Consider the following 23,395-nt stretch of genomic DNA (forward strand, 5'->3'; position numbering starts at 1 on the left):
ACGTGACCCGGTGAGCGCCACCCGTCTGCTGGTCATTGGAGCCGATGCAGCAGGGATGAGTGCGGCGCACCAGGCGATCCGGGCGGCCGGGACCAAGCTGGCTGTGACCGCGCTGGAGGCGACCGGCGATACGTCGTACTCCGCCTGTGGCATCCCCTACTGGGTCGCCGGAGACGTGTCCAGTGGCAACGCCCTGGTGGCCCGCACCGCCGAGGAGCACCGGGCAGCCGGGATCGACCTGCGGCTCGGCGCCACCGCGACCGGGATCGACCGACAGGCACGCACCGTCACCTACCAGGATGCCGACGGTGAGCAGGTGTTGGGCTACGACGAGCTGGTGATCGCGACCGGTGCGTCGGCCGTGGTGCCGGACTGGGCCGTCCACCCCGGCACAGGGCAACGGTATGCCGGCGTCGCGCCGGTCAAAACGCTCACCGACGGCGCTGTCTGGTTGGACCTGCTCGAGAAACTGCCCAAGGGCAGTGGCCGGGTGGTTGTCGCCGGCGGCGGCTACATCGGCGTCGAGATGGCCGAGGCCGCCAGGAGGCGTGGCCACGAGGTCACCGTGATCACCCGGACCCGGGTGATGAGTTCCTTGGACCCCGACCTGTCCGCTCGCATCGAGAAGGGGATGCACGAGGCGGGAGTCCGGGTCGTGGTCGGCTCACCGGTCGTGCGGCTGGACGTGGCGGACGGACGAGTGCGTGGCGTGTACACCGCAGAAGGCGAGCACCATCCGGCGGACCTGGTCGTGCTGGCGCTGGGGATCACACCGAACACCGGTTACCTTGACCTCGACAAGTTGCCGAGCGGCCCAAATGGCGGTTTGCGACCCGAGCCGGACGGGAGCCTGGCCGACGGGATCTGGGCCGCCGGTGATTGCTGCGAGACCCGGCATCGGCTCACCGGCACGTGGACCTACATGCCGCTCGGCACCCATGCCAACAAACAGGGCCGGATCGTCGGCACCAACCTCGTCACACCAGGCGCGCTGCGGTTCGGCGGCGTGCTGGGCACTGCGATCACCCGATTCGCTGAGGGCACGACCTACTTGGAGATCGCCCGCACCGGTCTGAATGAGCGTGAGGCAGCCGTCGCCGGCATCGAGGTGACGTCCCTGGTCACCGAAGGCCGCACGGCCAGCGGCTACATGAGCGAGGCCGACCCGGTCGCGGTGAAGTTGCTGGCAGCGCCGTCGGATCATCGGCTGATGGGCGCGCAGATCGTTGGCGGGCGTGGCGCGGGCAAACGTATCGACACCGTTGCCACCGCGTTGTGGCACGGCGCGACCGTTGAGGACTTAGCCTGGTCTGACTTGTCCTACGCGCCGCCGTTCGCCACCGCGTGGGACATCGTACAGGTCGCGGCCCGGCGGCTGGCCGACCAACTGTAAGCCGCTGGAGTGCAGGCTCCAGCCGTCATCCATGTCGCGCAGGAGCTGCCGCGCGCTGCGCCGGATGAGCGCGCGCCCGCCATCGCTGTGCGACCGCAGCCGACGCCGCACGCGATCAGCGGTCCGGATGTCAGCGGCCGCACGTTGGAGCGCCCCAGTCCGGCGTCGTGGTAGAACGGCTCAATCGCCGCCCGGATTCGCTGGGCCGTCGCGGAGTACGCCGCGCACCGTGTCGAGCCGTACACCCGGGTCGAACTCCGTCAGCCACCAGGTCGCGCCGGCGGCGGCATACGGCAGTGGGTCGACGTCGGAGGGCAGGCCGATGGCGATGTCGTACGAGGCCATCTCGCCATGTCGCAGTTCCGTGAGGGTGCCGACGACCTCGTCGACGGTGTATGTCTCGCCGCGATGGCGCACCGGCTCGCCGGACCAGGCGGCGGCCAGGATCGCCAAGGACTCGTCGAGCATCCGCCCCCGCTGCCGGTCGTCGAGCTGCTCACCGGTCTTGGACAGCTCGCCGCCGAACCGGTCACTTCCGAGTCCGACGCCGAGGGTGAGACGGCCGTCGCTCAGCTGATCCAGTGTCGCGGTCTCCCGCGCCACTTTGGCCGGCCGCCGGCGGGCGAGCGTCGACACCATCGGGCCGAGCCGCAGCCGCTCGGTCGCGGCCGCGATCGCCGCCAGCGCGATCCACGAGTCGGCGACCTGCTGGACCGGCGCCCGCCAGGACAGGTGATCCCACACGAAGCAGCCGTCCCACCCGGCTTCCTCCGCTTCGGCGGCCAGGTTCGCCACCGCCCGCGGCGGTGTCGGTGAGGCGAGAAATCCCGTTGCGAGTGACCGGCACCGGATGTCTGATTGATCGGCCACCAATCACGGGAGGGAACATGAGTATGTCGCTGCCCACGCCCTCGTTGCACACCGCTCGCCTTCGGCTGCGAGCCTTCGACGACGCGGATGCGAACGCCCTCTTCGCGCTGCACAGCAACGCCTACGTGCTGCGCTACTGGGACAGTCCACCGTGGAGCGAACGCGTGCGCGCCGCGCAGTTCATCACGGCTTGTCAACAGATGGCGCAGGAGGGCACCGGGGCGCGACTGGCCGTGGATCGCGTCTCCGACGGGGTGTTCATCGGCTGGTGCAGCCTGACGAGGTGGAATCCGGACTACCGCAGCGCGTCGCTGGGCTACTGCTTCGACGATGCAGCGTGGGGCCACGGCTACGCGACCGAGGCCGCGCGCGCTTTGCTGCGGTGGGCATTCGACACGCTGGACCTGAATCGCGTCCAGGCCGAGGCCGATACGCGCAACGTGGCATCCGCCCGCGTGCTGGAGAAGCTCGGCTTCGTGCGTGAGGGAACGTTGCGGGAAGACTGCGTCGTCAACGGCGAGGTCTCCGACTCGTGGGTATACGGGCTGATCAGGCGCGAGTGGCAGCCGTCGTCCGACCCGGTTCCCGCCCACTGAGCCCTGGTCCCTTGCGAGACGTCGCCCGGCATCCGGGTATCGGCCACGTCCCGAATCACTGATCATCACGCCGCCGCCCCATCACCACCGGCGGCACGATACCGGCGGCCCCGTCACCTCCCGTGTCGAACAATCTACGGGCATGGATTCCGCAAGACGCGCTGTCACCACGGAAGTCTTGACCATGCCGATCTACGATTCCCGCATGGCTTTTGTTATCCCAGAGATCAAGGTCGGCCTGGCCGAACTCGGTGGCGGCCCTGACGCCTGGTGCTCAAGATGCGGCAAGCGTGCGACTCTTTACTACGTTGATCCGGCGACCGGAAGACCCACGTATGTCTGCACGGCCGACGCCGGTCCTGAGGTGGAGGCAATGCTCTTGCGCTCCGCCGACTAGATGGATGAGTCCAAGGGGTCTGGCGCGGATCAGTGGTCGCAGCGGGTGAGTGACCTCTTGATCGGTTGGCCGGTGCAGTCGTTGTGCCAAATGGCCGGGGCCAGGGCCAGGACCTTGACGAAGATCCGGACGGTGACGCCGGCTGGGGTGCGTCCCCCGTGTCGTTCGAGGTCAAGCTGGCCCTTGAAGGTCTGGTTGATCGACTCGATGGTCTGGCGCAACGGCTTGAACAGGTGCGCGCCGGCTCGTTCGGCCTCGCCGGCGTGGGTAGGGCGCAGCAGCCTCACCCCGCGCTCGGCCAATTCCCGCTCGAACGCGCGGCCGTAGAACTGCCGGTCGGCGATGAGCGTTGGGTGCGGGCGTCGGCCGTATTCGGCCCATCCGGCCAGCGCGCTGCGCCGTGCGCTCTCCACCGAGCGGCGTGCAGACGGCCACCCACACCTCATCGCTCCACAGCGAGGTGTCGCAGGCCAGAGCCGTCGCCGGGAATGAAGCAGCCAGGCAGACGTTTCCGGGCTCGGAATCGAGCGAACTGCACGTCACTTTGGAGAACGAGCCTCGCCGCGTACCTTTTGGACACTCCGAAGCCGCGACGCGCGGCGTGAGCAGGCCATCATCGATGGCCGTGGACATGGAATGACATCCCACCCACGGGCGATCTCCGTGAGCGGAGATCGCGCAGAGCACGCTGAACGCTCTGCGCGACCACCTGCGGGCCGGCGGGGCCGAGCATGTGCCGCGCTGGGAGGTGCTGCTGAGCATGGTGCGGCACTGCGCGGGACGCCCCGGCGACAATCATGCGCTGGCATCGCAACCTCGTGAGGCGTAAGTGGACCTTCACCGACAGGAGGCGCCCGACGACCCTGCACCCTCCAGCCGGTCAAGGCACTGGTTGTGCGGATGGCGCGGGAGAACGCGACCTGGGAGGCACCGGAGAATCCAAGGCGGGAAGCTGCACTGAAAGGATCACCGTTTCCGGTGGCGCAAACGCCGAGGAAACCCCCTGCCGTATTGACTGTCCCTCAACGTCCCTTACCCGGCGGGGGCGACCGTGACGCGACCATGACCTGACACGGATGAGCCGCGAACACGTCAAGTCGATAGTGGACGGGTCATGGAGCGTTCCGCATCGGAAGGCGGTGTGCCTTATGCCCAGCTGAATCAGGTCCCAATAGCTTGAGGCTCAGGTTCTGCGCGATCCAGGTTGCGCAAAACACGAATTCCGGAGGTCACTACATGACTTTGCCGTCTTCGCACAGCGCCCCGCCCACCGTCCTCGTCGTCAGTGACGTTCCCGCGGAATTACCCGGACTCGCCTCCGTGCTCCCGGCCTTGCGCGACGTGATCGGCAAGGCGACCGGGCGGCCCGCGTGCTGGCTCTGGATCGGACGGCCCCGCCGTGGCGCGGCGGCCGATGACACGCTGAGGACCTGGGCGCGCCGCGCCCACGGGCTGGTTCTCCTGGCCGGTGTCCGCAACGAATCCTGCTCAGTAGAGGTCCAGCTCGCCCTGGACCGGCTCGCGGGCGGCGCCCTGCGCCGGAAGCCGGTCGGCATCGTGTCGGTCGGCGTCGGGCAGAGCAGCCACGCGGTGGACCACCTCCGCGTCGTGCTGGCCGCGCTGGGGGCGGTGGCCATTCCGAAGGCCCTGCACCTGCCGGTTCATGAGCAGCCGCCGCCCGGCCTGGGACAGCCGCGCGACGGTGCCCGGGCGTTCGTCGACGAACTGCTGTGGTTCGCCGCGCGGCTGCGGGAGGACGTCCCGCTCACGACCGCCCACCCGCCGAAACGCCACGACCACGCCGCCGCCGTGCACGTGGCGGCCGCCGTTTCGTACATCACCGAGAACTTCGCCGACAACGACCTGACCCTCGAGTCCGCGGCCCACGTCGCGCACATGAGCAGGTACCACTTCTCGCGAACCTTCAAGAAGCACACCGGACGCCGGTTCATCGACTTCGTCACCGAACTGCGCATGCAGCGCGCCCAAACGCTTCTGCTGAAAACGGATCTGCCATTGTCCGACATCTGCGTACAGGTCGGCTACCGCGATCTCAGCCATTTCCAGCGGACCTTCAAGGCGGCCTTCGCCGTGACACCGTCCGTCTACCGGTCGGCGGCCCTCGCTGGGCTCACCTCAGCGGGCACCGCCCAGGCCGGCGGGCCCGACGCCTCGTCGTCCGAGCCCGTACTGGTCTCCTCGTCTGCCGGGAACCGGCTGTGACCAGGCTCGTGCCGCACTACCTGTGCGACCGATGGCATACGCCCACGGACCTCGGGACACCGCGGCGGCACGCGGTGTCAGGGGAGGAGGTCTACCGGGTCACCGCGGTCGGCGTCGACGCGGGCCCCGCCGTGGCACACGCCCGTACGGTCGGCATCCCCGCCCTGCGCGGCCTCGGCTTCGCGGAGCGCGCCCGGGTCGCCAGGCTGCTGGCGCGTCATCTGGCCCGGTACCAGGCGGAGTTCGTCGCTCTGGCCGGGCACCTGGGCGGCTCGCCCGCCGATGCCGAACAGGACGTCCGGGCGGGGCTGGACGCATTGCTCGGTCACGCCGACGCCGTGACCCGCCACTTCGCGGGCGAGACGACCAGCGACGGGAACCTGCTCGTCGAGCCCGTCACCCATCTGCCGCCCATGGCCCACCTGTCCGCCGCCCCGCCCGGAATCGCCGTTCACGTCAGCGGCTTCGCCGACCCCGTGAGCACGATGCTCGACGGCTTCGCGGGCGCGTTCGTGCTCGGCGCGCCGAGCATCGTCCGGCCGTCGCGCCGTACCGCGGAGCTGACGGCCCACCTGGTACGGCGCGTCAGCGAATGCGACGCCGTCCCGCCGGGCTGCCTGCAACTGGTGACCGGTCCCGCCGACCTGACCGGCCATCTCGGCCCGCACGACCAGCTCCGGTTCAACGGCACCGCCGCCACGGCCGGGCGGTTGCGCACCCTGCTCGCGCGGCGGCCGATGCCGCCCCGCGCGGAGTTCACCGCCGGGATTCTCGACTGCGCCGTCCTAGGCATGGACGCGGCGGACCACGGCCGGGCGCTCGACCTGTACGTGGAACGTCTCGTGGCCGGCATGTCCGCGCACAACGGCCAGACCCGCCGGGCGGTACGCCGTGCCTTCGTTCCCGAGACCCTGATGGACGCCGTCAGCCAGGCCGCGTCGTCGGCCCTGGGCGAACTCCGGTTCACGGACCGGGAGTGCGGAGACCCGGCCCTGGGCCCGCTGGTGGACGCCGCGCACCGGCGCCGCCTGTTGTCCGCGCTCGCACGGTTGCGCCGAGCGGCCCGTACGGTGTGCGGCACGCCCGAGGCTGTGGCGTTCGCGGCGAAGGAGTACGGGCCCGGGGCATACCTGCCGCCGGTCCTCCTCGCCGCCGACGACGCACAGGCCCAGGACCTGCACCGGGTCGAGGCGTTCGGTCCCGTCGTGGCACTCGTCCCGTACCGCGACGCCGGCGAGATCGCCCGCGCGCTGGCCCTCGGCGCCGGCGGCCTCCGAAGCTGGATCGTCACAGCGGACCCCGGCCAGGCCCGCGACCTCGCCCGCGCCCTGGCTCCGACCCACGAACGCCTGCACCTCATCGACCCCGAGACCTCACCCGCCACGGACGCGGCACTCGCGCCCGGCAAGGGGCAGCACCCCGGCCGCCTGCGTACCCGCCTCACCGCGACCACCGTCGGCGGCACCCCGGCCCACCTGACCGCCGCCACCGACCGCTGGACGCCAGGAAGCCCGCCGAACACACCCGGTACGAGCCCGCTCCGCCTGCACCTGCGCGACCTGCGCCTCGGCGACACCGCCACGGCCGGGCCCCGCATCGTGACCCGTGAGGACATCGCCGCCTTCGCCGAACTGACCGGCGACCACTACTACCTGCACACCGACGAGGCCGCCGCCGCCGATCACCCGATCTTCCGCGGCATCATCGCCCACGGCCACCTGGTCGCCGCGCTCGCGACCGGGATGCTCGTCCCGCCCGAACCCGGGCCCGTGCTCGCCAACCTCGGTCTTGACAACCTCCGCTTCCTCGCCCCCGTCCGCCCCGGCACCCCGCTCACCGTCACCATGACAGCCGTCCGCATCACCCCGCGCCCCGGCACCGGGCGCGGCGAGGTCCGCTGGCACGCGGTCGTCACCGGCGCCGGAGACCGGCCCGTCGCCCGCTTCGACCTCACCACCCTGACCGCCGACCGGCCCACCACCGACTAAGGACCCACCATGCGCGCCGCGATCATTCACGGTCCCTACGACGTCCGCGTCGAGAACGTCCCCGACACCCGCCTCAGCGAACCCGGCGACGCCGTCGTCCAGGTCCTGCGCTCCTGCGTGTGCGGCACCGACCTGTGGGCTTACCGCGGCGAATCGCCGCGCCGGCCCGGCCAGCGCCTCGGCCACGAGTTCCTCGGCACCGTGACCGACACCGGGCCCGACGTGACCGCGATCCGCCCCGGCGACCTCGTCCTCGCCCCGTTCGCCTGGTCCGACGGCCGCTGCGCCCCGTGCGCCGACGGCCTGCCCACCTCATGTGTGAACGGCGGCATCTGGGGGGCGGTAGGCGCCGACGGCGCCCAGGGCGAGGCCGTGCGGGTTCCCTACGCGGACGCCACCCTGGTCCGCCTCCCGTCCCACGCCGCCTCCGACGACCGGCTCCTCAACGCCCTGCTCGCGCTCTCCGACGTCATGGGCACCGGCTACCACGGCGCGGTGTCCGCCGACGTCCGCCCCGGCGCGGCCGTCGCCGTCATCGGTGACGGCGCCGTCGGCCTGTGCGCCGTCCTCGCCGCCCGCATGCTCGGCGCCGAGCAGATCATCGCACTCGGCCATCATCCCGCCCGCCTCGACCTGGCCCGCTCCTTCGGCGCCACCGCCGTCGTCACCCGGCGCGGCGAGGCCGCCGTCGCCGCCGTCCGCGAACTCACCGACGGCCACGGTACGCACGCGACGATCGAAGCCGTCGGCACCCGCGAGTCCATGCGTACCGCCCTGGGCGTCACCCGCCCCGGCGGCGCCATCGGATGGGTCGGCGCCCCCCACGGCAACACCGACGCCCTCGATCCGATGACGCTCTTCCTCCACAACATCAGCCTCCGCGGCGGCCTGGCCCCCACCCGCCGCTACATCGACGACCTCCTCCCTCATGTGCTCGACGGCACCCTCGATCCCTCGCCCGTCTTCGACACCAGCCTCTCGCTGGAGTCGGTCCCCGCCGCCTACCAGGCGATGGACGCCAGGACGGCGCTCAAGCCGTTGATCACACCCGGCGGCTGACCAGTCGCGGGTTCCCCTGCGGCAGAAATTGCGCGGGACAATCTCCGCGCTCGGTCGAGATCTGGTGGATGTTGCTCGACACGCCGGGCGGGGCCCGCAATCGGTTGCCCGGAAGCGAAATCGCAGGTGAACTTGACTCGTTTCCGCAACGACCGCGGCACCGGAGAGAGGGTGCGCGCGGCGGCGCGTTCCCTCCCGTGAAAGCCGGTGGTCCCATGCTGTCCGCGTTCACCGATCTGTCCGTGGCATCCGCGCGCCGTACCCTGCTCCCCAGGGCGGAGCGCGTCGCCGTGGCCCAGGACCCCGGTCTCGGCGGCGGGAACCTGTGGCGGACGGCGCTGACGCACAGCCGCGATCCGGATGCCACGTTGGTCGTGGCGGATCCGCCGATACCCGGCGTCGACGGAACGCCTCGCGCCGAGTTCGGAATCGCCGCGCTGTGCGCGCTCGCGGACGCGTGGTCGTCCTGGTATCTCGCACAGGGCGTGCGGCCACGCGACCGGGTCGCGCTGTATCTGGAGGACTCGTTCGAGGAGCACGCGCACCTCGCCGCGCTCGCGCAGATCGGCGCGATCGCCGTCGTCGTCAACGGTCGGCTTCCCGGCGAGGTCGCGCTCGGGCTCATGCGGCGCGCCGGCGCAGTGGGCCTCTACACCGACGCCGCGCACCTGGCGCGACTCGGCGGGGGCGAGAAAGAGCTCCCTTCGCTGCGATGGGCGTTCACCCGATCTGAGGCCGGCGACCTGAGCGGCGCCGTCCTGCCGGACCGGGCCCGGTACCGGCACAGCGACTCCGACCCGATCTTCCTGTGCCACTCCTCCGGCACCACCGGCGACCCGAAGCTCGTCATCTGGACGCACGGGCAGGGCACGGCGGGGCCCGCCTTCCGGCTGTCCACCCAGCCCGAGCCGGACGACTCGCTGCTGTTGTGCGCGGCGCCGCTGTCGCACGGAGCGGCCATCGCCGTCACGTTCTTCGCGTTGCTGGCCGGCCTGCCGATGGTCGCGCTGGCCGACCGCAGCGCGGCGGGCCTGTCCCGGGCGGCCGCCCGGTACCGTCCCACGACCGTGTTCGCGTTCAACCACGTCCTCGCCGAACTGGCGCTGTCCGACGCCGATCCGGCGGATTTCCACTCGGTACGCGACTGGGTGAACGTGGGTGACTCCGCGCACGAGGTCCACATGCGGCGGCTGGTGCGGCTCGGCCACCGCGTCGTCGGGGGCGAGCGGGTGCCCGGCTCGATGTTCCACGACATCCTCGGCTCGTCCGAACTCGGCTGGGCCGCGTTGCGCCGTACCACCACCGCCGACATGCCGTCCGCCCCGCGCCACCTCGGCAGACCGGTGCCCGCGATGAAGGTCGCGGTCCTGCGCGAGGACGGCAGCCACGCCGGCCCCGATGAGGTGGGCATGCTCGGCGTACGCGGCGACTCGGTCACCACCGGCTACTGGAACGACTCCGACACCACTCACCGCAGCCGACTCGCCGGGTACTTCCTCTCCGGCGACCTGGTACGCCGCACCGCCCGGAACGAGTACTTCCACGTTGACCGCATCGTGGACGCGATCCCCACGGCGGGGGGGACGGGCCACTCCGTCCTGATGGAGGACACGGTGCTGCTCGCGCTGCCCGAGGTCGCCGACTGCGCGGTGGTGGCCGGGGATGGCGCCGGGGCGATCGTTCCGGTGGCAGTGGTCAGGCTGCGCGACGACGATCCGGAGTCCGGCCCGGACAGCGGCTTGGACACCGGCCCGGACGCCAGCCCCGCCGCCGGGCTTCTTGGCCGGGCCAACTCCGCGCTCGTGGCGATCGGCCAGCCGCCCCTCGCCGCGCTGGAGATCGCGGTCACCGACGACGACCTGCCGGTCGGTGCGACCGGCAAGGTGCTCAAGCGCCGGCTCCGCGAGAAGTACCGGGATCTGGCCGCTCATCTGGCCACCGCGCCGCACGCCGCCGCGGCAGGGCGCGTACGGCCCTGGGGGCAGGTGGTCGAGACCCTGCGCCACCTCGCCGAGGACGTACTCGACGCCGAGCCCGGGCAGGTCTCCATGGCCGACGGCTTCCACACCGACCTGCAGATGGACTCCCTGCAGAAGATCGAGCTCGTCACTCGCGTCGAACGCGCCTTCGCCGTACGGCTGGAGGCCGAGGAGGCCGCCGGGATCGAGGCGCTCGCCGACGTCCTCGATCTCCTGACCCGCCGCGGCCTGGTCGCCGCCGCACCGACGGGCGGCGCGTGATGGACCCCGTCGAGATGCTGCTGCTGCGCCACGTCGCGGCCGGGCAGGGCGGCCGGACCGCTCTCGCCGACCACCTACGTACCCTGACCTACGCCGAACTGACCCAGGCTGCCTGCGACCACGCCGGAGCGCTCGCCGCCGCCGGAGTACGCCGCGGCTGCCGTGCGCTGGTCGTCGGCGACGACAGCGCGGACACCGTCGTCGCGGTGCTGGGCCTGTGGTGGTATGGCTGTGTCCCCGTCGTCCTCAGCCCGATGTTGCGCGATACGGAGATCGCCTTTGTCGCCCGCGACTCCGCCGCCGAGTACGCCTGGATAGCGCTGCCCAAGGGGCGGCGCGACAGCCTGCGTGAGGCGCTCGGCCCGCTGCCCGTGCACGAACCGCGCGCCACTCGCGCCGCCGACGTCGGGCCGCCCGCCCCGTTCGTGCCGGAAGCGGAGGTCCTGGTCCAGTACACCTCCGGCAGCACCGGCCAACCGCGCGGCGTGCGCCACAGCATGGCCGGGCTCCGCGCCGTCCTCGACGGCTTCGGCGGTGTCCTCGCCCTCACACCCGACGACACGGTGCTGTCGACCGCGAAACTGTCCTTCGGCTACGGCTTCGGGAACTCCGTGCTGTTCCCGCTGGCGGCCGGCGCCCGGTCGGTGCTGCTCGCGGGCCCCGTCGATCCGTACACCGTGATCACCGCCGTCCACCGGCACCGGCCGACCGTGCTGTGCGCGGTGCCCAGGCTGTACGCGGCCCTGCTCGACATCGTCGCGCGCGGCACGGTGCTGGACCCGTCGTCCCTCCGCCTCGCGCTCGCCGCGGGCGAGCATCTGCCCGCCGAGCTGTCCGCCCGCGCGGCGCGGTTGCTCGGCGTCCCGGTGGTGAACGGGCTGGGGGCGACAGAGGTGCTGCACATCGTCCTGGCGACCGACCCGCAGGACATCCTGCACGGCTCCACCGGCAACCCGGTGCCCGGCGTCACCGCGACCGTACGGGACGACGACGGCCGCCCGCTGCCCACCGGCTCGCACGGCCGCCTGCACATCCGGACCGCCTCGGCCGCGCTCGGCTACATCGACCGGCCCGAGGACTCCGCGCGCACGTTCGCCGACGGCGGCGTCTACACCGGCGACATCGCCTACCGTACCGAGGACGGCGACTTCCGCCACGTCTGCCGGGCCGACGACCTGCTCAACCTCGGCGGTTTCAAGGTCGCGCCCGCCGAGATCGAGGCGGAACTGCGTACCGCCGACGGCATCGCCGACCTGGTCGTCGTCGGCGGGCGCGACGACACGGGGCTGGAGCAGGTCGTGGTTCACGCCGTTCCCGCCGACGGCGTCACACCCGATCAGGCCCGCCGTTCCCTCAGACGTGCCATCCGGGAGAACCTGCCGCCGTACAAGCGGCCTTCGCGCGTCGAGGTGCTCGCCGCGCTGCCCACCACCTCCACCGGGAAGCTCGCCCGTTACCGGTTGCGCGCCCCGCGGGAGCCGCGATGAGCGGGGACATCGTCGGCATGGGCGTCGTCACCTGCCTCGGCGACGAACCCGAAGCGGTGCACCGGGCGCTGTGCGACGGACGCACCGGTGTCGCGCCGCTGCGGGCCTTCGACAGCGCACTCTTCCGGGTCAAGCACGCGTACGAGATCGATGACCGGACCGTCCCCGGCCAGGACGAACCGGGGCGCGCCTCCCGCTGGCTGCGTGCCGCCGTCGCCGCGGCGCTCGCCGACGCGGGGCTGCCCGCCACTGTCCCCGACGTGCCGGTCATCGTCGGAACCACACTGCGCGAACTGCGCTCCGCCGAGCTGTGGTGGCGCGACGGGCACTCGCTCACCCCCGCCGAGATGCACTTCGGCCAGGTGATGCGCGACGCGTTCGGCACCACGGAGACGCACACCGTGGCCAGCGCGTGCGCCGCCGCTCTCTACGCCCTGGGCATGGCCACCGACCTGATCGCGCTCGGCCTCGCCGACACCGTCGTGGTCGCGGGCACCGACGCCGTCACCGAGAGCTCCTTCGGGGGACTCGACCGCGTGCAGAACCCGCCGCCGCAGGCCATACAGCCGTTCGCGAGGCACCGTCGCGGCATGGTCATGGGCGAGGGCGCCGCCGCGGTCGTCGTACGGGCCTCTGGCGCCCATCCCCGCCCCGCACACGCCTGTGTCCGCGGGGTCGCGATGAACTGTGACGCGGCGCATGCCACCGTACCCGACGTCGCGGGCGTCGCCGGCGCCGTCCGCGACGCCCACCGCCGTGCCGGAGTCGACGCCGCCGACATCGACCTGGTCGTGGTGCACGGCAGCGGCACACGCCACAACGACGCGGTGGAGGCCGGCGTACTGCGCGACGTCTTCCGGGGCGTCCGGCCCGGCCCGCTGGTCACCTCGGTGAAGTCCGGCCTGGGCCACACCTGCGGGGGATCCGGTCTGATGAGCCTGATCATCGCCGTACTCGCCATGCGGACCGGGGAACTGCCGCCGATACCCGGGCTGAGCGACCCCGCCCCCGAGGCTGGGGACCTGCGCCTCGTCGCCGACCACCCGGCCCGTGGCCACTTCGACACAGCGCAGATCAACGCCATCGGCCTCGGCGGCATCAACGCCGTCGCCGTCATCGGCGGGGCCGCATGACACGCGCCGTGATCACCGGCTGCGCGCTCGCCGTCACCGGCGTCGCCGACGAATACGACCTCCTCGGACTCGGCACCGCCGCCGCACCCGAGGACGACGCCGCCCGCGCCGAAATCGGGCTGCGGCACAAGGACCGCGCGTCCCGGCTCGCCCTCCGTGCCGCACGACGGGCGCTGCGCGGCGTCACGCTGCCCGCGTCGGGCACCGCCGTCATCGTCAGCAGCAACCTCGGGAACCTCGACACCGTCTGCGAGTTCGTCGACACCATCGGCAAGGAGACCGTCATCGGCCTCAGCCCCATGCGCGTGCCGCACATGTCCAGCAACGTCACCGCGAGCTGGATCGCCCTCGACCACGGCCTGCGCGGACCCAATATCACCCTGTGCAGCGGCACCACCAGCGGCCTGGACGCGATCTTCTGGGCCACCGCCCTGCTCGCCGCGGGCCGCGCCGAAGTCGCCGTCGTCGTCGGCGTCGAACCGGACACCGCGCCGGTCGCCAGGCTGCACGGCGGCACAGCGCGACTGGACGGCGCCGTGTGCCTCATCCTCGAGACACCCGCGCGGGCCCGCGCCCGCGGCGCCCGGCCTCGCGCCGAAATCCACGCCTACGGCAGAGCCGCCGACCGCGCCGAGGCCGTTCACCGCGCGACCCGCACGTGGCGGGGCCCCATCGGACTGCGGCTCGCCGGGGGGCCGGGTATCGGTATCGCGGCCGACGCGGTCGATCTCCCCGCGGGTCCGGGTACCGGCCACGCGGCCATCACCGTCGATCTCACCGCCCGGCTCGGCCGCTGCTCCGGCGCGCTCGGTGTCCTGCAGTGCGCCGCCGCCCTCCCCTGGCTCGACCGGCCCGGCCACGACGCCGTGCTCGCGGTCGCCGGCGACGACGGCACCGGCGACCAACCCGACGGGGAAGGCGATCCGAGCGCGGTGGCCGCCGTGCTGCTCACCCGGCCTGCCGGGAACGTGCCCACTCGGCCCGCTGACGGCCTGCTCGCCCGGCCCGCTGACGACGTCACGTACGAGAACGGCTCTGGAGGTGATCGGCATGATGATGCCTGATCGGCGTCGTGCGGTGCTGACCGGGCTTGGTGCCGTCTCCTGCCTGGGCGCGGGCGCTGAGGCTCACTGGGCCGGTCTGCTTGCGGGTGGAGCGGCGCCCCGCGAGGTCGATCTGCCGTACATGCACATGCGGGCCAGGCGCATGTACCTGACACCGCCTTCCGCGATCCCCGCCGACCCCGGCACCCACGCCGGAATCCCGCTCGGACCGGCCCCGCGTATGGCGGTCGCGGCCGCACGTGAAGCACTCGCGGACGCCGGCATCGGCCGCGGCGACACCGTACGCATCCCCGTCGTGATGGGCGTCGAGATGGGCAACGCGAGCGTTCAGGAAGAGCAGCGCGGCGCGGGCGGCACCCCGCCGTGGACCCCGCTCGCGGTCACCGCCGCGGTCGTCGCCGAGGCGGTCGGCTCGCGGGCGGGCACCGCCGGCTTGGGCAACGCCTGCGCCGCGGGCGGCTACGCGCTCGGCGTCGCGCTGGACGTCATCCGTGCCGGCGAGGCCGACGTGGTGCTCGTCGGCGGCGCGGAGGGCATCACCCGGGTCGGCATGGCCGGGTTCGACCGGATCCGGGTGACCGATCCGTACGGCTGCCGGCCGTTCGCCCGCGACCGGGCGGGCACCGTGTTCGCCGACGGCGCCGCGTTCGCGGTCCTCGAATCCGCCGCCCACGCCGCATCGCGGGGAGCCCGGCCGTACGCAGAACTCGGCGCCGCAGCCTGGAGCTGCGACGCCTACCACCACCCCACCGCCCCGGAGCCCGACGCGGTGCAACTGGTCCGGGCCATGCGGAACGCGCTCGCCGACGCCGGAGTCCGGCCGGAGCAGGTGGGCTGTGTGCTGCCGCACGCGACCGGCACCCCCGTCAACGACGCGGTGGAAAGCCGGGCACTACGCCGCGTTTTCGGCGATTCCTCCGGCCGTCCACCGGTGTTCGCGCTCAAGGCGCTCATCGGCCACACCTCGGGGGCCGCGGGCATGTTCGCGTGCCTGACCGCGGCGCTCATCGCCTCCCGGGCCAGGATCCCGGCCAACGCGCCCCTGGACCAGGACCCGGAGTGCGACGTGTGGCTGCCGCAGGACGGGCCCGTACCGCTGAACCGGCCGGCCGTGCTCGTCAACTCGTGCGCGACCGGCGGAGTCAACGCCTCGTTCGTGCTCTCCCGTGTGGGAGACCCGGCATGAACGCCCCGGTCCGCGTACGCGTCCTCGGCCTCGGGATGATCGCCCCCGGCGCCCTCCGGCCGGCCCGCGCCCTCGAACCTCCCGCGGAACCGTTTCCCGACTGGTTCGACACCCAGGCGCTGCTCCCCGGCCGCGGCTACCGGAAACTGCCACCGGCCTGCCGGTACTTGCTCGCTGCGGCCCGCTCGGCACTCGACGACACCGGTACGTGGTTCGCCGGCCTCTCACCACGGGACCGGGCGGCCGTGATCGGCGGCAACAACGCGGGAGCCGCGCTCCAGGACGACTTCGACCGTACCGTCATCGCCACGGGGGCGGCGGACCTGTCCCCGGCCCGCGTACCGTACATGGCGCTGAGCATGTTCGGCGGCCGGCTGGCCCCGGAACACGGGCTGCAGGCATTGGTCCTGACCACCAACTCCCCGGCGGTCGCCGGACTGGAGGCCGTACAGACGGCGGCGCGCGCACTGGCCGCCGGGCGTGCCACGGCTGTGCTCGCGGGCGCCGTCGAAGACCGGCCCACGCCCGTCCAAGGCGGTGGGTCCGCGCACGATCTCGGCGCCGCCGTGCTCGTGTGCGTACAGGAAGGTGTTTCGGTCGCCGGAGAACGGGCGTACGGCCACTGCTCCGTGCGCGGCGCGTTCGTCGGCGCGGCGGGCGGGGTGCCCGAGACCTCCGACGTACTCGACCCGCTGTGGAAGGAACTCCTCGCCGACGGCCGGCCGGTCGCGCGCATCGACGCCGTGCTCGACGACTCGCCCGCGGGAGCGGCGGTCGCCAGGTGGCTGACCGCACGCGCGGGCGACCGCGCCGTCACCATCCTCACCCGGCCGCCGGGCAGCGGATCCCTCGCACCGCTGCGCCGCGTGGTCGGCCGGATGGCGGCCGGTACGGCCGAGCGAGCCGTGGTGCTCGCCGTGTCCGCGCACGGCCACGTCTCGATCGCCGACGTGCTCCCCGGCACGGCGGGCGTTCCGTGACGGTACGCCCGTCGGCCGAACACTTACCCCCCAACCGAACAGGCATCACCGACCCCGAAAGGCAGGACCCCATGGCCACCCTGATCCCCACCCGCGACGAACTGCGCGACTTCTTCGCCGAAGAGCTTGAACTCCCGGCCGACGTCGTCGGCTACGAGAGCGACTTCGAGACCGACCTCGGCGTCGACTCGCTCGCCACCATGGAGATCCTCGTGCAGTTGGAGAAGAAGTACGGCATTCGTCTGGAGGAGTCCGAGTTCGCCGGTCTCACCTCCGTGAACGCCGTCCACGCCTTCCTCGCCGACCGGCTCGAAGCGGCGTGAGCATGACGGGCGCCCACCGCCCGGTCGCCATCGTGACCGGGGGATCACGTGGCATCGGCCGCGCTGTCGTGACCCGCCTGGCCGCCGACGGGTTCGACGTCGCGTTCTGCTACCGCACCCGTAAGGACGCCGCGGAGGAGGTGGCGGCCGAGGCCGGGGCGACGGGTGCCCGTGTGCTCGCGTACGAGGCCGACGTCGCGTCCGCCGACCAGGCACGGGCGCTGGTCGCGGCCGCCGAGGAGCACCTCGGGCCGCTGTCGGTGCTCGTCACCTGCGCCGGCATCGTCCGGGACCGGCCGCTGGCACGTATGACCGACGCCGAATGGGACGATGTGATCCAGACCAACCTGTACGGCACGTACCACGTCTGTCGTGCCGCCGCGCTCCCGCTCATGCGGCATGGCAGCGGCTCGATCGTCACGCTGTCCTCGGTCGCGGCCGCGCACGGCAGCCCGGCACAGAGCAACTACTCCGCGTCCAAGGCCGGCATCGTGGGCTTCACCACGTCCTTGGCGCGCGAACTCGCCCGGTCCGGGGTGCGTGCGAACGTCGTCGCGCCCGGGCTGATCACCACCGACATCACCAACGATCTGCCGCCCAAGGTGCAGGCGTCCATCATCGGGAAGATCCCGCTGCGCCGGCCCGGGACTCCCGGCGAGGTCGCCGATCTGGTCGCCTTCCTGGTCTCCGACCGCGCCCGCTACATCACCGGGCAGGTCATCGGTGTCGATGGAGGGCTGGTGCCGTGACCGCATCCGCCACCGGCCGTCCGGGCTCCAGCTCCGGTTCCGGCGCCGGCTATGACGTGATCGTCGTGGGTGCCCGCTGCGGCGGAGCGCCCGCGGCGATGTTGCTGGCCCGCGCGGGCTACCGCGTCCTCATCCTGGACCGCGCTCGCTTCCCCCGCGACACCCTGTCCACCCTGTACATCCACCAACCCGGCACCGCCCTGCTCGACCGCTGGGGCCTGCTCGACCAGGTCGCCGCCACCGGCTGCCCGCCGATCACCTCGGCCATGCACCGTATGGGCCAAGTCGCCGTCGAAGGCGCTCCCACTCCGGTTCACGGCATCCACGCGGCCTATGCGCCACGGCGTTACCTCCTCGACACCCTCCTCGCCAAGGCCGCGACCGACGCCGGAGCGGAGTTCCGCGAGGGCTGCCGGGTCACCGACGTGGTCGTCGAGGACGGGCGGGCCGTCGGGGTGCGATGGCGTACCGCCTCCGGCAGCGGCACCGACCGCGCCGCGCTGGTCGTCGGCGCGGACGGTATGCGCTCGGTCGTGGCGGACGCCGTACGTGCCGAGACGGTCCGCGAACACCCGCCGCTGACCTGCGTCTACTACGGCTACTGGGAAGGCGTGCCGGTCACCCGGTTCGAGGCCCACGCGGTACGCGGCCGCTGGGTCGGCTGCCTGCCCACCAACGACGGCCGTACCCTGCTCGCGGTGTACTTCCCCCAGGCCGAGTTCGAGGCCGTCCGTCGCGACCTGCCCGACGCCTACCTGGGCGGACTCGCGGCCGCGGCCCCGGAACTGTACGAACGTGCCCTCGCCGGCACCCGGGTCGGCCCGCTCCGCGGCAGCGGCACACAGCGGAACTTCTTCCGCCGCGCGGCCGGACCCGGATGGGCGCTGGTCGGCGACGCGGGACACCACAAGGACTCCATCACCGCCGACGGCATCACCGCGGCGTTCCAGCAGGCGGCGCTCCTGGCCGCCCGCCTGGGCGCCGACCTGCCCGACCCGGCGCGCCGGCAGGCCGCGTTGGAGCGCTACGCCCTCGACCGCGACCGCATGCTCGCCGCCCGCTACTCCGACACCCTCGCGCTCGCCCGGCTCCGCGCCGACCGTGTGGAGGCCCGGATCGCCGGGCTCGCGCACGACCCGGCGTGGGTGCAGGCGTTCTTCGACCGCGCGGCGGGCACCGGTCCCGACCTCGTGCCCGTGCCCGGCCCCGTGCCCGACCTCGTGCCTGGTAACCGGTCTGAGGAGGTAACGGCGTGATCGCCGAACAGTACGGAATCGCCTTTCCCGGACAGGGCATCAAGGCGCAGACGCTGCTCTGCGCCCTGTGGGCCCACGTCCGGCACCCGCTGGTCGCCCGGCTGCTGACGACGTTCGGCGCGGCGGACCCCGAGGCGCTGGACCTCGGTGACACCTCGGTCGTCCAGCCCGCCACCTTCGCCGCCGGCCTCGCGGCGGCCGACACGGCCTTCGGGCCGGACCACTGCCCACCGGTGGCGCTCGGCCACAGCCTGGGCGAGCTGACCGCCGCGGCCTACGCCGGATTCCTCCGTATCGACGAGGGCTTTGAACTGGCCGTGGACCGCGGCCGGTTGTGCCACGACCAGAGCCGGCGCAGGCCCGGGGCGATGGTCGCGATCGTCGGCGCCGACGCGGGCGAACTCGAATGGCTGCGCCGGAGCGTGGTCGCCGAGCACGGCGAGATCCTCGACGTCGCCGGGCTCAACAGCGCCCGGCAGACCGTACTGTCGGGCGCTCCCGAGGCGGTGGCCGCGGCCGTACGCATCGCCGAGGAACAGTGCCTGCGCGCCGAAGTGCTGCCGATACCCGGCGGTTTCCACAGCCCGCTGATGATGGACGCCGTCCCGGCGTGGCGGCGCCGTCTGGAGTCCGCGGACTTCCGCCCGAGTACGACCCGATTCGTCTCCGCGATCGACGTACGACCGCACACCGACCCGGTCCAGGTCCGCGAACAACTCGCGCGCGGCCTGGTGCTCCCGGTGCGCTGGCACGAGGCCGTGCGTACGGTACGAGACCTCGGCGTGCCCGGCCTCGTCGACGCCGGACCGGGTACGACCCTGCTCAAGCTCGGACGCCGCGCCCGCATCCTCGAGTTCACCGGCCTCGACGCGCTGCCCGAACCGGTTCCACCCGGGTGAAGGCGGCCCGCTGAGCACCGCCGTTCGACCACGTGACCCACAAGCGGACCAGCCTCGCCCGCCGCGCGACCGAAAGGCGCCCATGCACCACCACGATCCCACCACGGATGCCGTGCTCGACCCCGGCATCGTCCCTGACGGCACCGCATCCGCCGTCGGACCGGCCCGCCACGTGCTGCTCACCGGCGCCACCGGCTTCCTCGGCGCGTTCCTGCTCCGCGAACTCCTCGACCGCGCCGACGCCGACGTGTGGTGCCTGGTGCGCGCCGACAGCGACCACCACGCGGCGTCCCGCCTGCGCGAGGCCATGCGGCGCTATCTGATCTGGGACGACCGGTCGGCCGGGCGCGTCATCCCGGTCGCCGGAGACCTGACCGCGCCCGACCTCGGCCTGACGCCCGCCCGCTGGGCGGAACTCGCCGAGCGGATTGACGCCGTGCAGCACGCCGGCGCCCAGGTCGGCCACGCCGCACCGTACGCCGCGCTGCGGGCGGCCAACGTGTACGGCACCCAGGAGATCATCCGGTTGGCCTGCGAGCGCCGCGGCAAGCCGCTCAGCTTCATCTCCACCGCCGCCGTGCCGGGTGATCCGGCGGACCGTACCGCGGCACCTCCTCCGCCCGGGCGCCCGGGCGGAGGCTATGTCACCGGCAAATGGGTCGCCGAGCGCCTGGTCCGGCAGGCCGGCGACCGCGGGCTGCCGGTACGGATCCACCGCCCCGGCCGCATCAGCGGCCACTCCGTCACCGGAGCCTGCCAACTCGACGACGGAATATGGCACTTCGTACGAGCCATCGTCCTGCTCGGCCTGGCCCCCGTCGTCGCGGCGCCCGAAGGCGGCGGCCCCGCGGTGTCGTTCTCGCCGGTCGACTACGTCGCCCGCGCCATCGTCCACATGTCCGCGCAGGACACTGGACCCGCCCCGCTGCGCTACCTGGTCAACCATTCCCGCATGCCGCTGAGCGACCTGATCGGCCACGTGGCCAAGCGGTACGCCGTCTCCTACATCTCGCGCGACACATGGCTCGAACGCCTGTGGCAGGCACGGCACCGGTACGACGGCGCGCTGCTCAAGGCCGGCATCCTGGTGAAGTACTACCGGGCGCTGCTCACGGGAACCGGCCGCCCGCCGACCGCCGACGACCGGAACACCGTACGGGACCTGGCCGGAACCGGCATCACCTGCCCACCCCTGGACGGCGCCCTCATCGGGGTGTACCTCGACTACTTCCAATCAGCGGGTTTCCTCCCGGTGCCGCCGACACGCCTGAACCGAGAATCGCCAGCCCGAGGCTGAGTGCAGGATTCGGCGGCAGTGGCCTGCAGGGGCAGCCACTCGGTTGATCAGTGGGTACGGCGGAGGTGTGCCAGGATCTCGGTGACCTTGGCGATAGCTTCGGCGCCGGGTTTGAGAGCCTGCTGACAAAGGATTTGGTCGCTGAGGCCGGGACAGGGATGCCCTGGTCGAGCTCCATCTTCGAGCGATACGCCCGGCGGCGGGCAAGATACGCGCGTACCCCGCAAATCGGTTGCGCAGGTCGTCATGATGATGACATGACGTGGACAGCACCCGACGTAGAGCGGGGACCTCGGACGGATATGGCCTGTGGCGAACGCGAGATGCTGGATAACTGGTTGAAGCTCCGCCGGGTGTTCCTGCTGCGCAAATGCGCCGGCCTCACCGCCGAGCAACTGAAGACCGCCTCCGTGGAGCCGTCCAACCTGACGCTGCTCGGCCTCCTGCGACACATGACGGAAGTCGAGCGCTGGTGGTTCCGGGAGAAGTTCCTGCACGAAAACTTGCCCGAGCTGCACATCACGGAGGAGTACGAAGACGGCGACTTCGACCTGGTGGCCGACGCCGACGCCGAGGCCGACTACGCCGCCTTCCTCGCGGAGACGGCTGCCTGCGATGCCGCGGTTGCCGACATCGACCTCGATGAGCTGGCCGACGACCCCCGGGCGCCGACCGGCAAGGTCAGCCTCCGCTGGATCTACATCCACCTCCTGGAGGAGTACGCCCAGCACACCGGGCACGCCGACCTGATCCGAGAGCGCATCGATGGGGCCACGGGAGCATAGCGGCTCTCCCGGGATCACCCATACCCAGGCCCTGCCACCTCACCGACGTATCCGCTGATCAGCTGAGCGGCGGTCAGCAGTAGCTCCAGGACGCCGAGCCGGCTGACGAAGGCTTAAGCGCTCGTGGGCATGGAAGCTGTTGACGTGCTCACCACATGAGAACGCTTCGGCCCTGCACGCTGCTCAGAGCAGATCTGCCGCAGGCGGATCGTGTGGACGCCGATCCGAATCGCCTCACATGATGGACGCATGAGCCAAGAATCGAAACTTCCGCTGTTCAACCAGCGGATGAGAGGCGAGCTTTACGAGCAGCGTGTTCTCGTTCTCGACGGCCCTCTCGACGACGACAACGGGACACTGCTCGCCACGCAACTGATGGCACTCGCCACCCAGGACGCGTCGACCGATATCGCATTGTGGATTCACTCCCCGGGCGGCTCGGTCCCCTCGATGCTGGCGATTCGCGACATCATTCGCCTCATTCCCTGTGACGTATCGACCCTCGTGCTGGGCATCGCTTACAGCGCCGGGCAATTCCTGCTGTCGTCGGGGGCCCGAGGCAAGCGCCGCGCCCTGCCGCACGCACGCGTCCTGATGCACCAGGGCTCGGCGGGAATCGGTGGCACCGCGGTCGACATCGAACTGCAGGCCGGCGACCTCCGGCATACTCGAGACACGGTGCTCGGTCTTATCGCCGAGGACACGGGCCAGCCCGTCGAGCGGATATTCGAGGATTCTCTGCACGATCGTTGGTACACAGCGCAAGAGGCGCTCGACTACGGTTTCATAGATGCGATCGTGCAGACCTTCGACGAAGTCGCGCCGCACAATCGCCCGCGGCCCGGATTCGGCATCACCGAAGGAGTCGGCAAGTGACCACATATACGATACCGAACGTCATCGCGCAGAATCCCCGTGGCGAGCGGATCATGGATGTCTACTCGCACCTGCTCACCGAGCGAATCGTTTATCTGGGCACCGCGATCGACGCGGGCGTCGCCAACGCGCTCATCGCGCAGCTGATTTTTCTGGAGTCGGACAACCCCGATGCCGAAATACAGTTCTATATCAACTGCGAAGGCGGGGACCCGAGTGCGATGCTCGCGATATACGACACCATGCGCCATATCCGCCCGCGGGTTTCGACAACCTGCGTCGGACAAGCCGTCGCGGTCGGTGCCGTCCTTCTCGCCGCAGGTGCCGAGGGAAAACGTGCCGCTCTCCCCCACGCACGCGTGATCCTGCACCAACCAGCCGCTCAGGGGCGCGGAACGATCCCCGACCTCATCTTGCAGGCCGACGAGGTTGTACGAGTCCGGGCAGACATCGAGCGCATCCTGTCACGGCACACCGGCCAGACGATCGAGACCCTACGCGCCGACACCGATCACGATCGCGTGTTCACCGCGACCGCGGCCTTGGAGTACGGGCTCCTCGATCAGATCATCGAGGAGCACTCATAGGCCCGAG

The 23,395-nt window shown here is 71.7% G+C and carries 21 protein-coding genes and 1 pseudogene; 20 read left to right on the plus strand and 2 right to left on the minus strand.

Translation table 11 applies throughout. From position 1 onward, the window contains the following. The first annotated feature begins 10 nt into the window (after positions 1-10). Positions 11-1,393, plus strand: a complete 1,383-nt coding sequence (locus tag ABD830_RS22355; RefSeq protein WP_344990440.1) for an FAD-dependent oxidoreductase — start codon at positions 11-13, stop codon at positions 1,391-1,393. 180 nt (positions 1,394-1,573) lie between these two features. Here ABD830_RS22355 and ABD830_RS22360 read toward each other — a convergent pair whose 3' ends face one another. Further along, entirely contained in the window at positions 1,574-2,245 is a 672-nt protein-coding gene (locus ABD830_RS22360) for an LLM class flavin-dependent oxidoreductase (RefSeq protein ID WP_378520989.1), read from the minus strand. Between the two features lie 41 nt (positions 2,246-2,286). Between ABD830_RS22360 and ABD830_RS22365 the strand changes: the two genes are divergently transcribed. Together ABD830_RS22365 and ABD830_RS22370 are read left to right on the plus strand one after the other, a co-directional pair. Continuing rightward, positions 2,287-2,859, plus strand: a complete 573-nt coding sequence (locus tag ABD830_RS22365; protein WP_344990444.1) for a GNAT family N-acetyltransferase — start codon at positions 2,287-2,289, stop codon at positions 2,857-2,859. Positions 2,860-3,043: 184 nt separating this feature from the next. Further along, positions 3,044-3,256, plus strand: coding sequence for a hypothetical protein (locus ABD830_RS22370; RefSeq protein ID WP_344990446.1), 213 nt, complete (start codon positions 3,044-3,046; stop codon positions 3,254-3,256). 29 nt (positions 3,257-3,285) lie between these two features. Here ABD830_RS22370 and ABD830_RS22375 read toward each other — a convergent pair. Beyond that, positions 3,286-3,730, minus strand: a pseudogene (locus tag ABD830_RS22375) (transposase); the annotation flags it as partial. 762 nt (positions 3,731-4,492) lie between these two features. On the opposite strand from ABD830_RS22375, the gene ABD830_RS22380 reads away from it, so the two are divergent. The 17 genes from ABD830_RS22380 to ABD830_RS22460 all read left to right on the plus strand — a co-directional run bounded on the left by ABD830_RS22380 (position 4,493) and on the right by ABD830_RS22460 (position 23,388). Next, positions 4,493-5,479 (plus strand): helix-turn-helix transcriptional regulator, encoded by a 987-nt coding sequence (locus ABD830_RS22380; RefSeq protein WP_344990450.1) that lies wholly within the window; start codon positions 4,493-4,495, stop codon positions 5,477-5,479. Then, positions 5,476-7,467, plus strand: coding sequence for an aldehyde dehydrogenase family protein (locus ABD830_RS22385; protein ID WP_344990452.1), 1,992 nt, complete (start codon positions 5,476-5,478; stop codon positions 7,465-7,467). The genes ABD830_RS22380 and ABD830_RS22385 overlap by 4 nt, the downstream gene beginning before the upstream one ends. A gap of 9 nt (positions 7,468-7,476) precedes the next feature. After that, entirely contained in the window at positions 7,477-8,526 is a 1,050-nt protein-coding gene (locus ABD830_RS22390) for a zinc-binding dehydrogenase (RefSeq protein WP_344990454.1), read from the plus strand. 215 nt (positions 8,527-8,741) lie between these two features. After that, a complete protein-coding gene (locus ABD830_RS22395; RefSeq protein WP_344990457.1) occupies positions 8,742-10,766 on the plus strand; it encodes an AMP-binding protein in 2,025 nt (674 codons plus the stop codon). Continuing rightward, on the plus strand, positions 10,766-12,253 hold the full coding sequence (locus ABD830_RS22400; RefSeq protein ID WP_344990459.1) for a class I adenylate-forming enzyme family protein: 1,488 nt from the start codon (positions 10,766-10,768) through the stop codon (positions 12,251-12,253). Before ABD830_RS22395 ends, ABD830_RS22400 begins: the two co-directional genes overlap by 1 nt. Further along, on the plus strand, positions 12,250-13,386 hold the full coding sequence (locus ABD830_RS22405; RefSeq protein ID WP_344990461.1) for a beta-ketoacyl synthase N-terminal-like domain-containing protein: 1,137 nt from the start codon (positions 12,250-12,252) through the stop codon (positions 13,384-13,386). The genes ABD830_RS22400 and ABD830_RS22405 overlap by 4 nt, the downstream gene beginning before the upstream one ends. After that, positions 13,383-14,450, plus strand: coding sequence for a beta-ketoacyl synthase N-terminal-like domain-containing protein (locus tag ABD830_RS22410; protein WP_344990463.1), 1,068 nt, complete (start codon positions 13,383-13,385; stop codon positions 14,448-14,450). The genes ABD830_RS22405 and ABD830_RS22410 overlap by 4 nt, the downstream gene beginning before the upstream one ends. Continuing rightward, positions 14,437-15,636 carry a beta-ketoacyl-[acyl-carrier-protein] synthase family protein gene (locus ABD830_RS22415; protein ID WP_344990465.1) on the plus strand — a complete coding sequence of 400 codons (1,200 nt, stop codon included), beginning with the start codon at positions 14,437-14,439 and terminating at the stop codon, positions 15,634-15,636. The genes ABD830_RS22410 and ABD830_RS22415 overlap by 14 nt, the downstream gene beginning before the upstream one ends. Then, complete coding sequence (locus ABD830_RS22420) at positions 15,633-16,616, plus strand: beta-ketoacyl synthase N-terminal-like domain-containing protein (RefSeq protein ID WP_344990467.1); 984 nt, start codon at positions 15,633-15,635, stop codon at positions 16,614-16,616. Before ABD830_RS22415 ends, ABD830_RS22420 begins: the two co-directional genes overlap by 4 nt. 71 nt (positions 16,617-16,687) lie before the next feature. Next, positions 16,688-16,939 (plus strand): acyl carrier protein, encoded by a 252-nt coding sequence (locus tag ABD830_RS22425; protein WP_344990469.1) that lies wholly within the window; start codon positions 16,688-16,690, stop codon positions 16,937-16,939. A gap of 2 nt (positions 16,940-16,941) precedes the next feature. After that, positions 16,942-17,688 carry a 3-oxoacyl-ACP reductase FabG gene (gene fabG / locus ABD830_RS22430; RefSeq protein ID WP_344990471.1) on the plus strand — a complete coding sequence of 249 codons (747 nt, stop codon included), beginning with the start codon at positions 16,942-16,944 and terminating at the stop codon, positions 17,686-17,688. Continuing rightward, on the plus strand, positions 17,685-18,944 hold the full coding sequence (locus ABD830_RS22435) for an NAD(P)/FAD-dependent oxidoreductase (RefSeq protein WP_344990473.1): 1,260 nt from the start codon (positions 17,685-17,687) through the stop codon (positions 18,942-18,944). Before fabG ends, ABD830_RS22435 begins: the two co-directional genes overlap by 4 nt. Next, positions 18,941-19,843, plus strand: a complete 903-nt coding sequence (locus ABD830_RS22440) for an ACP S-malonyltransferase (protein WP_344990475.1) — start codon at positions 18,941-18,943, stop codon at positions 19,841-19,843. Before ABD830_RS22435 ends, ABD830_RS22440 begins: the two co-directional genes overlap by 4 nt. Before the next feature lie 82 nt (positions 19,844-19,925). Continuing rightward, positions 19,926-21,140 carry an SDR family oxidoreductase gene (locus ABD830_RS22445; RefSeq protein ID WP_344990478.1) on the plus strand — a complete coding sequence of 405 codons (1,215 nt, stop codon included), beginning with the start codon at positions 19,926-19,928 and terminating at the stop codon, positions 21,138-21,140. Positions 21,141-21,397: 257 nt separating this feature from the next. After that, positions 21,398-21,925, plus strand: a complete 528-nt coding sequence (locus ABD830_RS22450) for a DinB family protein (protein WP_344990480.1) — start codon at positions 21,398-21,400, stop codon at positions 21,923-21,925. A gap of 249 nt (positions 21,926-22,174) precedes the next feature. Next, positions 22,175-22,801 carry a ClpP family protease gene (locus tag ABD830_RS22455; RefSeq protein ID WP_344990482.1) on the plus strand — a complete coding sequence of 209 codons (627 nt, stop codon included), beginning with the start codon at positions 22,175-22,177 and terminating at the stop codon, positions 22,799-22,801. Beyond that, positions 22,798-23,388, plus strand: a complete 591-nt coding sequence (locus ABD830_RS22460) for a ClpP family protease (protein WP_192787173.1) — start codon at positions 22,798-22,800, stop codon at positions 23,386-23,388. The genes ABD830_RS22455 and ABD830_RS22460 overlap by 4 nt, the downstream gene beginning before the upstream one ends. The last annotated feature ends 7 nt before the right edge of the window (positions 23,389-23,395 follow it).

Origin of the sequence: Nonomuraea helvata, assembly GCF_039535785.1 — a bacterium.
In the GTDB taxonomy this organism is placed as follows: Bacteria; Actinomycetota; Actinomycetes; order Streptosporangiales; family Streptosporangiaceae; genus Nonomuraea; species Nonomuraea helvata.